Source organism: Ferrovibrio terrae, assembly GCF_943371255.1.
GTDB lineage: Bacteria > Pseudomonadota > Alphaproteobacteria > Ferrovibrionales > Ferrovibrionaceae > Ferrovibrio > Ferrovibrio terrae_B.
Map to the genome: position 1 here is coordinate 1 of NZ_CALRUC010000117.1, position 13824 is coordinate 13824.

The window sequence follows — 13824 nt, forward strand, 5'->3', positions numbered from 1 at the left end:
CCGCCATTGCCGCAAGCGAACTGGGCGCTGTTCCTCGATATCGACGGCACCCTGCTCGATATCGCCGAGACGCCCGATCGCGTCGCGGTGCCCGGGTCGTTGCGCAGGCATCTGCAGGCCATCGAGAAACACCTGGAGGGCGCACTGGCGCTGGTCTCGGGCCGCACCATTGCCGAGATCGATCGCCTGTTCGATCCGCTGCGGCTTGCCGCCAGCGGCCAGCATGGCAGCGAATGGCGGCCGGTGCCTGGCGCGGCGGCGCAGGCGATTGCCGAACAGCCGCTGCCGCAGGGCCTGCATGAAACTGCGGCCAGGCTCGCCGGCCTGCATCCCGGCATCGTGGTGGAACGCAAGAGCCATGCGCTCGCCGTGCATTATCGCAAGGCGCAGGCGCTTGGCCCCGAGATCGGCAGCCGGCTGGCACAGGCCATTGCCGGCCTGCAGGGCCTGATGCTGCTGCCCGGCAAATCTGTCTGGGAGATCAAGGATGCCCGGCAGTCCAAGGGCACGGCGGTCGAACGCTTCCTGCAGCAGCCGGCCTTTGCGGATCGCGTCGCCGTCTTTGTCGGCGACGACCGCACCGATGAGGATGGCTTCCGGGCGGTGGAGGCCCGTGGCGGCATTGCCCTGCCGGTCGGCGCGCTGGCCCTGCGGCAGCCGCAGCGGCCGGGCTTTGCCACGCCGGCCCAGGTGCGCGACTGGCTGGCGGCCTTTGCCGCGCAGGCTGACGGTGCGGCATGACGCGCGCCTCACTTGAGCGGTCTTCGCTGGATCTGGGCATCATCGGCAATTCGGTGATCGCCGCACTCATCGATCGCGCCGGGCGCATCGTCTGGCATTGCGCGCCGCGGCTGGATGGCGATCCGGTCTTCTGCGACCTGCTGTCACCGAAGATCGAGGGCGAAGGAGCCTTCAGCATCGAGCTGCGCGGCCTGCAGCAGACGGCGCAGCATTACATCGAGAACACCGCCGTGCTGGTCACCACGCTGACCGATGCCCACGGCGCCAGCATCCGCATCACCGATTTCTGCCCGCGCTTCAAGCAGTATGACCGCACCTATCGCCCGGCCATGCTGATCCGCCGTATCGAGCCCCTGAGTGGCACACCGGTGGTGCGCCTGCGCGTGCGCCCGCTGTTTGATTACGGCATGACGCGGCCCAGCCGCACGCTGGGCTCCAATCACATCCGCTTCACCGCGCCGGGCGCGGCGCTGCGGCTCACCACTGATGCGCCGATTGCCTTCGTCGATGCCGAAAGTGAATTCGCACTCACCCATCCGATGACCCTGGTGCTGGGCCCCGATGAAAGCTTCACGGCCTCGCTCACCCATATGGCGCGCGAATTCCAGGAACGCACCATCGAATACTGGATCGAATGGGTGCGCTATCTCTCGGTGCCGTTCGAATGGCAGGAGGCGGTGATCCGCGCCGCCATCACGCTTAAACTCTGCGCCTATGAGGAAACCGGCGCGATCCTGGCGGCGCTCACCACCTCGATCCCCGAAGCGGCCGACACGCCGCGCACCTGGGACTACCGCTTCTGCTGGATGCGCGATGCCTATTTCGTCGTGCAGGCGCTCAATCGCCTGGGCGCCACCAAGACCATGGAAGATTTCCTGCGCTACATCACCACCACGGTGGCGCTCAATCCCGACAGCGAATTACAGCCGGTCTATGGTCTCGACCCGGCGGCATCGCTGGAGGAAGTCACCCTGCCGGGTCTGGCCGGCTATCGCGGCATGGGGCCGGTGCGGCGCGGCAATGCCGCCTTCGCCCAGCGGCAGAACGACACCTACGGCTCCATCGTGCTCGCTGTGGCGCAGATGTTCTTCGACCGCCGCCTGCCGCGCCGCGGCGATATCGCCCTGTTCGAGCAGCTTGAAGGCCTCGGCGAGAAAGCCGCCCAGCTGGCGCTGACCGAGGATGCCGGCCTGTGGGAATTCCGCGGCCGCGCCCGGGTGCATACCCATTCCGCCGCCATGTGCTGGGCTGCCTGCCGCCGGCTCAGTAAGATCGCCGGCCTGCTCGGGCTGGAGTCGCGGGTCGGCTACTGGCGCGATCATGCCGACCGCATCCGCAAGGCGATCCTCGACCATGCCTGGAATGCGGAACTGAACAGTTTCGTCGAAAGTTTCGATGGGGCGGAGCTGGATGCCTCGCTGCTGCTGCTGCAGGAAATCGGCTTCGTCGGTGCCGACGATCCGCGTTTCCTCGGCACCGTGGATGCCATCGGTGCCAGGCTGAAGCGCGGCAGCCATCTGATGCGCTATGTGGCCCCCGATGATTTCGGCCTGCCGCATAACGCCTTTTCGATCTGCACCTTCTGGTATGTCGATGCCTTGGCCGCCACCGGCCGGCGCGACGAGGCGCGGGTGATGTTCGAAGGGTTGCTGGCATCACGCAACCATCTCGGGCTGCTGTCGGAAGACATTGATACAGGCACAGGTGAGCTATGGGGAAATTTCCCACAGACCTATTCGATGGTTGGTTTGATCGTTTGCGCGATGCGACTGTCCAAAAGCTGGGAGGAAGCGTTTTGGCGCGGCTCGTAATCGTTTCCAACCGCGTGGCGATGCCGCGCGAACGCCTCAGCCGCGCCGGCGGCCTGGCGGTGGCCCTGCGCGAGTCGCTCGGCCAGCATGGCGGCCTGTGGTATGGCTGGAGCGGCGAGGTGTCGGAAAATCCCGATCCCGCGCCGCGCCGCATCCGCCAGGGCCGCATCGATTATGCCGTGCTCGATCTGTCGCCCGAGGAGCACAAGGGCTTCTATCTCGATTTCTCCAACGGCATCCTCTGGCCGCTGTGTCACTATCGCCTCGGCCTGATCGATTTCCGCCGCTCGGCCTGGGAAAGCTATCTCGCCGTCAATGCCCGCTTCGCCGAACAGCTGGTGGCGCAGCTGAAATCCGACGACATCATCTGGGTGCATGACTACCACTTCATCCCGCTGGCAGCCGAGCTGCGCCGCCGCGGCGTGCAGAACCGCATCGGTTTCTTCCTGCATATCCCGTTTCCGGCGCCCGAAGTGCTGGCCGCCCTGCCGGGGCATGACCGGCTGGTGCGCGATCTCTGCGCCTATGATCTGGTCGGTTTCCAGACCCGCGGCGACGTGCGCGCGCTCACCGAATACATCCTGCATGAATCCGATGGCACCGTGCTGGGCAATGCCGGCAGCGAGGATGTGCGCATCTCCGCCTTCGGCCGCGACCTGCGGGCCGGCGCGTTTCCCATCGGCATCGACACGGCGGAATTCGCCAGCCTCGCCGCGGCCGAGGCCGGCAGCGACGAGACCCAGCGCCTGAGCGAAAGCCTGGTCGGCCGCAGCCTGGTGATCGGCGTCGACCGGCTGGATTATTCCAAGGGCATCCCGCAGCGTTTCGAGGCCTTCCATCATCTGCTTGGCAGCCGGCCCGAACATCACGGCAAGGTCACCTTCATGCAGATCGCGCCGATCTCGCGCGGCGAGGTGGCGCAGTACCGCAAGCTGCGCAACGAACTCGATGGCCTCACCGGCCGCATCAACGGCAAATTCGCCGAATTCGACTGGGTGCCGGTGCGCTATCTCAACCGCGCCTTTGCGCGCAACTCACTGGCCGGCTTTTATCGTCATGCAAAAGTGGGCCTGGTCACGCCGCTGCGCGATGGCATGAACCTGGTGGCCAAGGAATATGTCGCATCCCAGGACGCCGCCGATCCCGGCGTGCTGGTGCTGTCGCGCTTTGCCGGCGCGGCGCGCGAGATGAAAGGCGCGCTGATCGTCAACCCGTATGACACCGAGCATATTTCCGATGCGCTGCACCGCGCGCTGGTCATGCCGCTGGAGGAACGCCGGCAGCGCTGGGAGTCGATGATGGCGGTGCTGAACGTCAACACCATCGCCCATTGGCGCGAAACCTATCTGGCCGCCCTGCAGGCTGAAGGCGGGCCGCAGATGCTGGAAGCCGCCGGCTAGATAGTTGACTTAGTCAAGTAATCCGGCATGATCGGCATGGGAGAGAACGCCATGCCGAGATCCGCCACCCGTGCCAAGCCGCGTCCTGGACCTGCGCCCGCCGCTGATGCGGCCGTGGCTGTGCAGGTCGAGGCCCAGGTCGAGGCGATGCGTCGCTTCAACCGCTTCTACACCCACAAGATCGGCCTGCTCGAAGGCAGCCGGCTCTATGATCCGTTTTCGCTCACCGAAACCCGCGTGCTCTACGAGATCGCCCATCGCGACCGCGTCACCGCGTCTGATCTGGTGCGCGATCTCGGCCTCGATGCCGGCTATATCAGCCGCATGCTGCGCGGCTTCGAGAAGCAGGGCCTGGTGGCGCGCAAGTCTGCCCGGGAAGACGCACGCCAGAGCCTGCTGACGCTGACCGCTGCCGGCCGCAAGGCTTTCGCGCCACAGGAAGAGGTGTCGCGCCGCGTGCTGCGTCCGCTGCTGCACAGGCTGCCGTCGGACGAGCGCGGCCAGCTGATCGGCGCGATGGAAACCATTGCCCGCTTGCTGGGCGAGACGGCAAAAGCCGAGCCGTCCTTCACCCTGCGGCCGCACCAGCCCGGCGATATCGGCTGGATGATCCAGTGCCATGGCGCGCTGTATGCGCAGGAATATGGCTTCGACAGCAGCTTCGAGGCGCTGGCCGCCGAGGTCGGCATGCAGTTCCTGCGCGATTTCGATCCCGCCTGCGAGCGCGCCTGGATCGCCGAACTGCCCGATGGCACCCGGGTCGGCTGCGTTTTGCTGATCCGCAAATCCGCCACCGTGGCCAAGCTGCGCGTGCTGCTGGTCGATCCGAAGGCGCGCGGCCTCGGCGTCGGCAAGGCGCTGGTGCAGGCCTGCATCGATTTCGCCCGTGAAAAAGGCTATCGCAAGATCACATTGTGGACCAACAGCGTGCTGACGGCGGCGCGTGCCATCTATGTGAAGGCCGGCTTCCAGCTGGTGAAAAGCGAAACCCATCACAGCTTCGGCCAGACGCTGGTCGGCGAGACCTGGGATCTGAAACTGTGAGCAATGATTGGCGCCCGGTCGCGGTGGCCGCCGCTGTCGGCGTGCAGGTCGGCCTGGCGCTGGTCGCCACCCGCTATGTGGTGGGTGAAAGCGGCCCGGCCACGCTGGCGATGTTCCGCTATGCCATCGGCGCGCTCTGCCTGCTGCCGGTGCTCTACATCCAGAACATCCCGCTGCGGTTCGCGCGCGGCGATGTCTTTCCGATTGCAGCCCTTGGCATCGTGCAGTTCGGCATCCTGATCGCGCTGCTCAATTACGGCCTCGCCTATATCACGGCGGCGCGTGTCGCCCTGCTGTTCGCCAGCTTCCCGCTGATGACCATGCTGATCGCGGCCACGCTCGGCCGCGAGAAGCTGACGCTGCTGAAAACCGTCGGCGTGCTGCTCACCATGCTGGGCGTCGCCCTGGCGCTGGGCGAAAAGCTGTTCGATGCCGGCAGTGCCGATCACTTCATCGGTGAAGCCATCGTGCTGCTCGCCGCCTTCTGCGGCGCGCTGTGCAGCGTGCTGTACCGCCCGTATCTGCAGCGCTATCCCACGCTCAGCATCGGCGCGTTTGCCATGCTGGCCAGTGTCGGCTTCCTCGCCATCCTTGCCACATGGGAAGGTGTGTGGACGCAATGGGCGGGCTACAGCGCCACCGGCTGGGCGGCGGTGCTCTTCATCGGCGTCAGCAGCGGCATCGGCTATTTCGGCTGGCTCTGGGCGCTGCGCCATGCCTCGCCCACGCGGGTCACGGTGTTTCTCGGTCTGAGCCCGGTGACGGCGGCCCTGCTCGGCGCATGGCTGCTGGCCGAACCGCTGACCATCCCGCTGCTGCTCGGCCTTGCCGTGCTGCTCACGGGATTGTGGCTGGCCCATCGTCCGGATGCCGCCTCGCCGTAAGCGGTGATCGTGCTAGAGTATTGTCATGCTCTCGCGCCGCGATTTTCTCTCCACCGCGTCTGCCGCCGTTGCCTTTGTCGCTTTGCCGAAAGCGGCTTCGGCGGCGACCACCAGCGTCACCCTGACACCGGCGCCCGCAGCCATTCCGGTGGTGCCGGGCCAGCCCGAGACAAATCTCTGGGCCTATAACGGCAGCCTGCCCGGCCCGCTGTTGCGCGTGAAACAGCATGACCGCCTGCAGGTCGCGCTGCGCAACGGTCTGCAGCAGGACACCACGATTCACTGGCATGGCATCCGCCTGCCCAATGCGATGGATGGCGTGCCGGGCCTGACCCAGAAGCCGGTGCAGCCCGGCGCGCAGTTCAACTACGACTTCACCTGCCAGGATGCCGGCACCTTCTGGTATCACCCGCATGCCGGCAACCCGGAGCAGGTCGGCCGTGGCCTCTACGGCCTGCTCATTGTCGATGAACCCAATCCGCCTGCAGTCGACCGCGATGTCGCCTGGGTCCTGAGCGATCTGCGGCTCGATAAAGCCGCGCAGGTCACTGCCGATTTCAACCATCCGATGGATGTCAGCCATGCCGGGCGGCTCGGCAACACCGCGCTGATGAACGGCCGGCTGGCGCAGCCCTTTGCGGTGAATGCCGGCGAGCGCATCCGGCTGCGGCTGGTCAACACGGCGAATGCCCGCATTTTCGATCTGCGCTTTTCCGGTCATGCGCCCTGGCTGGTGGCGCTGGATGGCCATCCGCTCGATGCGCCGCTGCATCTCGGGCCGCAGGATCGCGTCGCCATCGGTCCCGGCATGCGGGCCGACCTGATCGTCGACATGACGGGCGATGCGGCGGCGCGTTACACGGTGTTCGATCGCGATGCGCAGGGCCGCGAACACCGCCTCACCGATCTGGCCTATGCAGACACAGCGGCGAAAGCATCGCCGGTCCGCCCCATACCAGGGCTGGCCGCCAATCCGGTCCGCGAAGCCGACCTGAAAACTGCTGAACGCCTGCCGCTGGTGCTCGGCGGCGGCATGGGCGTGCCTTACGCATTGCAGGTCGATGGCGGGCCGGTGCTCGACATGCGCCAGGCCTTCCAGCAGCACCGCATGGCCTGGAGCCTGAACGGCCAGGCCCAAAGTCATTCTGGGAAGGATCATGCCGATCACGTGGGCCACAGCCCGCTGTTCCGGCTGAAGCGCGGCAAAAGCTATGTGTTCGAGGTCAGCAACGACACCTCATGGCCGCATCCGCTGCATCTGCATGGCCATGTCTTCCGGGTGCTGACGCAGCCGGGCCGGCCCTGGCGCGACACCGTGCTGCTGCAGCCGCAGGAGAAGGCGCAGCTCGCCCTGGTGGCCGACAATCCGGGCCACTGGATGCTGCACTGTCATATCCTGGAGCATCAGGCCGCCGGGATGATGGCGACCGTCAGCGTCAGTTAGTCAAGGAATTTCAGGTATTTAGCCGGAAATCTGCTTCGTGGCGACGTCCATCAGCTCGGCCAGCTTGGCGACCAGGCGATGGTCGGAAATCTCGACATTCTTCGCCTTCAGGTCGGCCTGCACCTTGCGGATCACGTCGGCATCGCCGGCTTCCTCGAAATCGGCCGCCACGACCTCCTTGGCATAGGCATCGGCGGCCTCGCCGCTCAGGCCGATCTGTTCGGCGATCCACAGGCCCAGCAGCTTGTTGCGCCGCGCGGTGGCCTTGAAAGCAAGCTCTTCGTCATGGGCATGCTTCTTCTCGAAGGCGTCCTTGCGGTCGTCGAAGGTGGTCATCCGGGCCTCGTGCAATCTTGGATCAACGTGTCCGATATATAGGGGTGCGGCGGCCCTGCCCGCAAGTCTCCGGCCTGTTTGACATTTATGACGGAAAACCGCGCCATAAGACTGCGCCAGCCGGGGCTGTTTTCCGCCGGAAAGTGGTCTTGGGCGGATTGCGGCGCGAGGCCCCTTGCGCTATCTAGGGCGCGAGCTTTCCCTACAGCCGGACAGGTGTGCCATGACGCGCCGCAGACAGGTTTACGAGGGCAAGGCGAAGGTCCTCTTCGAGGGTCCCGAGCCGGGCACTCTGGTGCAGTATTTCAAAGACGACGCGACCGCGTTCAATAACAAGAAGAAGGGCACCATCACCGGCAAGGGTGTCCTGAACAACCGGATTTCCGAGTATCTGATGACCCGGCTCGGCGAGGTCGGCATCCCGACGCATTTCGTGCGCCGGCTGAACATGCGCGAGCAGCTGATCAAGGAAGTCGAGATCATTCCGCTCGAGGTCGTCGTGCGCAATGTCGCCGCCGGCTCGCTGGCCACGCGCCTTGGCGTTGCCGAAGGCACCATGCTGCCGCGCTCCATCGTCGAGTTCTATTACAAGAACGACGAGCTGGGCGATCCGCTGGTCTCGGAAGAACACATCACCTGCTTCGGCTGGGCCAATCCGCAGGAAATCGACGAGCTGATGCATCTGGCATTGCGCATCAACGATTTCCTCTCGGGCCTGTTCCTCGGCATCGGCATCCGCCTGGTCGACTTCAAGCTTGAATTCGGCCGCTGGTGGCAGAATGACGAGATGCGCATCATCCTGGCCGACGAGATCAGCCCGGACTCGGCCCGTCTGTGGGATCTGAAGACCAACGAGAAGATGGACAAGGATCGCTTCCGCCGCGATCTCGGCAATGTCGCCGAGGCCTACCAGGAAGTGGCGCGGCGGCTCGGGATTCTCCCCGAAGGCGGCCCGCGCGACATCAAGGGTCCCGACACCATGCAGTAACAGGCGCACACCAGGCGCCGTGAGAACACCGCGGCGGCCAGAGCAAGGGCCGCCGCAGCTTTTTCAGAAGGATCGAAGAGACGATGAAAGCCCGCGTACATGTTTCCCTCAAGAACGGTGTGCTCGATCCGCAGGGCCGCGCCATCGGCCAGGCGCTGCATTCGCTGGGCTTCGCCGATGTCGGCGAAGTGCGCCAGGGCAAGCTGATCGAGCTGGAGCTGACCGGCGCGCTGGCGTCGAAGCCCAAGGCCGAAATCGAGGCCGCCGTGAAGGACATGGCGCAGAAGCTGCTGGCCAACATGGTGATCGAGAATTACTCGGTCGAACTGGTGGGCTGAACGAGGTGATGCTCGTTCAACATAAATCGTCATGCCCGGACTTGATCCGGGCATCCACGTCTTGTTTCTGGACGGAATCCTGCCACGTGGATGGCCGGGTCAAGCCCGGCCATGACGGCGTGTTTTTTGGTGATCTCTCAGGAGTGAAAGGCTGACATGAAAGCCGCCCTCATCACCTTCCCCGGATCGAACCGCGAGCGCGACATGCGCATGGCGCTGACCAAGGCCAATGGCGGCAAGGCGCCGCTGGATGTCTGGCATGGTGACAGCGACCTGCCGAAAGACATCGACCTGATCGTGCTGCCCGGCGGGTTTTCCTACGGCGACTATCTGCGCTGCGGCGCCATGGCGGCGAATTCGCCGATCATGCGCGAGGTGAAGAAGCGCGCCGATGCCGGCGTGCGCGTGCTGGCGGTGTGCAACGGGTTCCAGATCGCCTGCGAAACCGGGCTGCTGCCGGGTGCGCTGATGACCAATGCCGGCCTGCAGTTCATCTGCAAGGAGGTCAACCTGCGTATCGAGACCACGGCGAGCGAATTCACGAAGAAATATCGCCAGGGCCAGACCATCCGCGTGCCGGTCGCCCATCACGACGGCAACTACACGCTGGATGCCGACAGCATCAAGAAACTCGAAGACGAGGACCGCATCGCCTTCCGCTATGCCGACCCGCTCGGCACGGTGGCGCCGGAGACCAACCTGAACGGGTCGGTCGGCAATATCGCCGGTATCTACAATGCGAAGAAGACGGTGCTCGGCCTGATGCCGCATCCGGAAAATGCCACCGACCCGGTCTGCGGCGGCATGGATGGCTACGGCCTGTTTGAATCGATTGCGGAGTCGCTCTCGTGAGTGAAGTGAAGAAAGCGGTCGAGTACCCCAAGGATCTGATGGGCCTGAGCAAGGCCGAATACGATCTGGTGCTGGAGATCATGGGCCGCGTGCCCAACACTGTCGAACTCGGCATCTTCTCGGTGATGTGGTCGGAGCACTGCTCCTACAAGTCATCGAAGAAGTGGCTCAAGACCCTGCCGACCAAGGCGCCGTGGGTGATCTGCGGCCCGGGCGAGAATGCCGGCGTGATCGATATCGGCGACGGCGATGCCGCCATCTTCAAGATGGAAAGCCACAACCATCCCTCCTTCATCGAGCCCTATCAGGGTGCGGCCACCGGTGTCGGCGGCATCCTGCGCGATGTCTTCACCATGGGGGCGCGGCCCATCGCCAACCTCAATGCCCTGCGCTTCGGTTCGCCCGAGCATGCCAAGACCCGCCATCTGGTCTCGGGTGTGGTGCATGGCATCGGCGGCTACGGCAACTGCGTCGGCGTGCCCACGGTGGGCGGCGAGGTGAATTTCCACCCCAGCTACAACGGCAACATCCTGGTCAATGCGATGACCGTGGGTCTGGCCAAGCAGGACAAGATTTTCTATTCGGCCGCTGCCGGTCTCGGCAACCCGGTCGTCTATGTCGGCTCCAAGACCGGCCGCGACGGCATCCATGGCGCCACCATGGCGTCCGCCGAATTCACCGATGACTCGGAAGAGAAGCGGCCGACCGTGCAGGTCGGCGATCCCTTCACCGAAAAGCTTCTTATTGAAGCCTGTCTCGAGCTGATGGCCACCGATGCCATCGTGGCGATCCAGGATATGGGCGCCGCCGGCCTCACCTCGTCGTCGTTCGAGATGGCGTCCAAGGGCGGCATGGGCATCGTCATCGATCTCGACAAGGTGCCGGCGCGCGAGACCGGCATGACGCCGTTTGAATTCATGCTCTCCGAAAGCCAGGAGCGCATGCTCATCATCCTCAAGCCGGGCTCCGAGCCGCAGGCCGAGGCGATCTTCAAGAAGTGGGAACTCGATTTCGCCGTCATCGGCCATCTCACCGATACCGGCCGCATGGTGCTGCACTTCAACGGTGAACAGGTCGGCGACCTGCCGATCGATCCGCTGGCGGCCGCGTCGCCGGAATATGACCGGCCGTGGGTGAAGACCCCGCCGCAGAAGCCGCTCGGCCGCGTCAATCATCCGCTGCCGTTTGTCGAGGCACTCGGCAAGCTGATCGGCGCGCCGGACATGGCCTCGCGCCGCTGGATCTGGGAACAGTATGACCACCTGGTGCGTGGCGACACCGCGCAAATCCCCGGTGGCGATGCCGCCGTGGTGCGCGTCGAGGGTCATGCGAAAAAAGCCTTGGCGATGACCACCGACTGCACGCCGCGCTATGTGTTTGCCGATCCGGTCGAAGGCGGCAAGCAGGCGGTGGCCGAAACCTGGCGCAACCTCACCGCCGTCGGCGCGCGTCCGCTGGCGATCACCGACAACATGAATTTCGGCAATCCGGAACGCCCCGATATCATGGGCCAGTTCGTCGGCGCCGTCGAAGGCATCCGCGAGGCCTGCCTGGCGCTCGACTATCCGGTCGTCTCGGGCAATGTGTCGCTCTACAACGAGACCAACGGCAAGGGCATCCTGCCCACACCGGCCATCGGTGGCGTCGGCGTGCTCGACGATGTCGCCACCATGGCGACGCTGGCCTTCAAGCTGCCGGGCGAAGCCATCCTGCTGCTGGGCAAGACCAACGGCCATCTCGGCCAGTCGGTCTACCTGCGCGATATCTGCGGCCAGGAAGCCGGCCCGCCGCCGCCGGTCGATCTCAAGGTCGAACGCACCAACGGCGATGCCGTGCGCATGCTGATCCTGAAGGGCATGGTTTCGGCGGTGCATGACTGCGCGGATGGCGGCCTGGCGGTCGCGCTGGCCGAAATGGCCATGGCGGCCGGCTTCGGCGCCGAGGTGAAGCTGCCCAGCGGCGACGCTTTCGAGATCGGGTTCGGCGAGGATCAGGCCCGTTATGTGCTGACCTGCCCGGCCGAACAGGCCGAAGCCGTGATCGCCGCTGCCGAGGCCGCCGGCGCCCCGGTCGCCAAGCTCGGCCTCACCGGCGGCGATGCGTTGACCTTTACCGGTCTCGGCACCATATCGGTGGCGGCACTGAAGTCGGCCCATGAGGGCTGGCTGCCGGGCTACATGGCCGGTAAGTAACGAGAAACTGGCCCAAAAAGAGTTAACTGAAGGACGCTGACAGATGGCAATGGACGCCAGCGAAATCGAGAGCATGATCAAGGACGCGCTGCCTGACGCCCAGGTGCGCATCGACGACCTGCGCGGCGACGGCGACCATTATGCCGCCACTGTGGTGTCGGCGGCCTTTGCCGGCAAGACCCGGGTACAGCAGCACCAGATGGTTTATGCTGCGCTCAAGGGCCGCATGGGCGGCCAGCTGCATGCCCTGCAGCTCACCACACAGACACCTTAACTTACGACCAGAGGACGATCGCCATGAGCGAGAAGGAACAGACTTTCGAGCGCATCCGTGAGGAGCTGTCGGGCAACGATGTCGTGCTGTTCATGAAGGGCACGCCGGTCTTCCCGCAATGCGGCTTCTCCGCCGTCACCGTGCAGGTGCTTTCCCGCCTCGGCCTGAAGTTCAAGGGCATCGACATCCTGGCCGACCCGGCGATCCGCACCCATCTGAAGGACTTCTCCGACTGGCCGACCTTCCCGCAGCTTTACGTGAAGGGCGAATTCGTCGGTGGCTGTGACATCGTCAAGGAGATGTACCAGAACGGCGAGCTGCAGACCTATCTCGCCGACAAGGGCGTCGCCTACCAGGAAGCCTGAGGGCCAGGGCGCAAGAAGGTTTGGCGCTTGCCGGCCGTCCCCTTTTCCATACTCGGACTCGACCATGTGGTGCTGCGGGCGGATAACCCGCAGCGCCTCATTGCTTTCTACTGCGATGTGCTGGGCTGCAGCGTGGATCACGTGCAGCCAAAGCTCGGTCTCACGCATCTGCGCGCCGGCACCATCCTGATCGACATCATGGATCGCAACGGCGCGCTGGCCACGCCGGGCGACGCGGCGCCAGACCGGGCGCGGCGCAATGTCGATCATCTCTGCCTGCGCATCGACCGTTTCGACCACAGCGCGATCGCCGCGCATCTCAAATCGCATGGCGTGGATGTACAGGCGCCTGCCAATCGCTTCGGCGCCGAAGGCGAAGGCCTTTCGATCTATCTCTCCGATCCCGAAGGCAATATGGTGGAGCTGAAGGGCGGCGGCGCGGCCGGCTGACCGCGGCGGCCCGCATTGCGCGAGACGGCATCATGACCAATTCCGACGCCAACCAGCTGATCCAGGATTACTACGACGCGCTCAATGCCCGCGACGTCGATGGTTTTCTGCGCCTGCTGACCGAGGATGTGGTGCACGATACCCAGCAGGGCGCGCGCGAAAGCGGCAAGGCCGCCTTCCGCGCCTTCCTCGGCCGCACCGGACGCTGCTACGAGGAAAAGGTCGTCGACCTCTTCGTCATGACCAGCCCCGATGGCAGTCGGGCGGCGGCTGAATTCACCCTGCTCGGCGTCTATGTCGAAACCGAGGATGGCCTGCCCGAGGCGGAAGGCCAGCGCTATAGCCGCCCGGCCGGCGCATTTTTTGAGATCCGCGATGGCCGCGTGGCGCGCGTCTCCAATGCCTATCCGGGCGAGACTGCCTCAGCCCGCGACTGACACTGCGCGCGACTGAAGCCGCCGGCCGCTTGGTTGCAGCCGGCGGTTCCGCGATCAGGCTTTACGCATTCACCAGTTCGCGTTTGGCACCCGCCAGCTGCTTGGTCAGCGTTGCCACGCGCTGGCCCAGATGCGCGGCGGTGTCGAGATCGCTCTGGATCGGGCCCTTGTCGGCGCCTTCGTCGGCATTCGACTGCGCCATGGCGCCGAGGAAGCTGCCCAGGCGGTTGAGGTCGTTGACGCTGCCCTTGGAATTGTTGTTGCCCGG

15 protein-coding genes and 1 pseudogene are annotated in these 13824 nt (G+C 65.0%); 14 read left to right on the top strand and 2 right to left on the bottom strand.

Annotated elements, in window-relative coordinates:
- From otsB to AAG799_RS19110, 6 genes are all read left to right on the top strand, one after another.
- Positions 1-741, top strand: a 741-nt coding sequence (gene otsB / locus AAG799_RS19085; RefSeq protein WP_341898409.1) for a trehalose-phosphatase, incomplete at its 5' end; no start/stop codon positions are given.
- Positions 738-2552: a glycoside hydrolase family 15 protein gene (locus AAG799_RS19090; RefSeq protein WP_341898411.1), complete on the top strand. Its 1815-nt coding sequence runs from the start codon at positions 738-740 to the stop codon at positions 2550-2552. The genes otsB and AAG799_RS19090, both read left to right, overlap by 4 nt.
- On the top strand, positions 2537-3952 hold the full coding sequence (otsA, locus tag AAG799_RS19095) for an alpha,alpha-trehalose-phosphate synthase (UDP-forming) (protein WP_341898413.1): 1416 nt from the start codon (positions 2537-2539) through the stop codon (positions 3950-3952). The genes AAG799_RS19090 and otsA overlap by 16 nt, the downstream gene beginning before the upstream one ends.
- Positions 3953-4003: 51 nt before the next feature.
- Positions 4004-4996: a bifunctional helix-turn-helix transcriptional regulator/GNAT family N-acetyltransferase gene (locus AAG799_RS19100; protein ID WP_341898415.1), complete on the top strand. Its 993-nt coding sequence runs from the start codon at positions 4004-4006 to the stop codon at positions 4994-4996.
- Complete coding sequence (locus AAG799_RS19105) at positions 4993-5880, top strand: DMT family transporter (protein ID WP_341898417.1); 888 nt, start codon at positions 4993-4995, stop codon at positions 5878-5880. The genes AAG799_RS19100 and AAG799_RS19105 overlap by 4 nt, the downstream gene beginning before the upstream one ends.
- Before the next feature lie 25 nt (positions 5881-5905).
- The gene (locus tag AAG799_RS19110) at positions 5906-7324 is read left to right on the top strand and encodes a multicopper oxidase family protein (RefSeq protein WP_341898419.1); all 1419 of its coding nucleotides are present in this window, start codon (positions 5906-5908) and stop codon (positions 7322-7324) included.
- Positions 7325-7342: 18 nt separating this feature from the next.
- Here AAG799_RS19110 and AAG799_RS19115 read toward each other — a convergent pair whose 3' ends face one another.
- Positions 7343-7660 (bottom strand): DUF1476 domain-containing protein, encoded by a 318-nt coding sequence (locus tag AAG799_RS19115; RefSeq protein WP_341898421.1) that lies wholly within the window; start codon positions 7658-7660, stop codon positions 7343-7345.
- A 223-nt stretch (positions 7661-7883) separates the two neighbouring features.
- On the opposite strand from AAG799_RS19115, the gene purC reads away from it, so the two are divergent.
- The 8 genes from purC to AAG799_RS19155 all read left to right on the top strand — a co-directional run bounded on the left by purC (position 7884) and on the right by AAG799_RS19155 (position 13556).
- Positions 7884-8648: a phosphoribosylaminoimidazolesuccinocarboxamide synthase gene (gene purC, locus AAG799_RS19120; protein ID WP_144067843.1), complete on the top strand. Its 765-nt coding sequence runs from the start codon at positions 7884-7886 to the stop codon at positions 8646-8648.
- A gap of 83 nt (positions 8649-8731) precedes the next feature.
- Entirely contained in the window at positions 8732-8986 is a 255-nt protein-coding gene (gene purS, locus AAG799_RS19125) for a phosphoribosylformylglycinamidine synthase subunit PurS (RefSeq protein ID WP_341898423.1), read from the top strand.
- 156 nt (positions 8987-9142) lie between these two features.
- Positions 9143-9838, top strand: coding sequence for a phosphoribosylformylglycinamidine synthase subunit PurQ (gene purQ / locus AAG799_RS19130; RefSeq protein ID WP_341898424.1), 696 nt, complete (start codon positions 9143-9145; stop codon positions 9836-9838).
- Between the two features lie 38 nt (positions 9839-9876).
- The gene (gene purL, locus AAG799_RS19135) at positions 9877-12030 is read left to right on the top strand and encodes a phosphoribosylformylglycinamidine synthase subunit PurL (protein ID WP_341898430.1); all 2154 of its coding nucleotides are present in this window, start codon (positions 9877-9879) and stop codon (positions 12028-12030) included.
- A gap of 43 nt (positions 12031-12073) precedes the next feature.
- Positions 12074-12304, top strand: coding sequence for a BolA family transcriptional regulator (locus AAG799_RS19140; RefSeq protein ID WP_341898425.1), 231 nt, complete (start codon positions 12074-12076; stop codon positions 12302-12304).
- A gap of 23 nt (positions 12305-12327) precedes the next feature.
- The gene (gene grxD, locus AAG799_RS19145) at positions 12328-12669 is read left to right on the top strand and encodes a Grx4 family monothiol glutaredoxin (protein WP_341898427.1); all 342 of its coding nucleotides are present in this window, start codon (positions 12328-12330) and stop codon (positions 12667-12669) included.
- Between the two features lie 27 nt (positions 12670-12696).
- The gene (locus AAG799_RS19150) at positions 12697-13119 is read left to right on the top strand and encodes a VOC family protein (protein WP_341898428.1); all 423 of its coding nucleotides are present in this window, start codon (positions 12697-12699) and stop codon (positions 13117-13119) included.
- 32 nt (positions 13120-13151) lie between these two features.
- On the top strand, positions 13152-13556 hold the full coding sequence (locus AAG799_RS19155) for a ketosteroid isomerase-related protein (RefSeq protein WP_341898429.1): 405 nt from the start codon (positions 13152-13154) through the stop codon (positions 13554-13556).
- Between the two features lie 61 nt (positions 13557-13617).
- On the opposite strand, the pseudogene AAG799_RS19160 reads toward AAG799_RS19155, so the two are convergent.
- Positions 13618-13824: pseudogene (locus tag AAG799_RS19160) on the bottom strand (flavodoxin family protein); the annotation flags it as partial.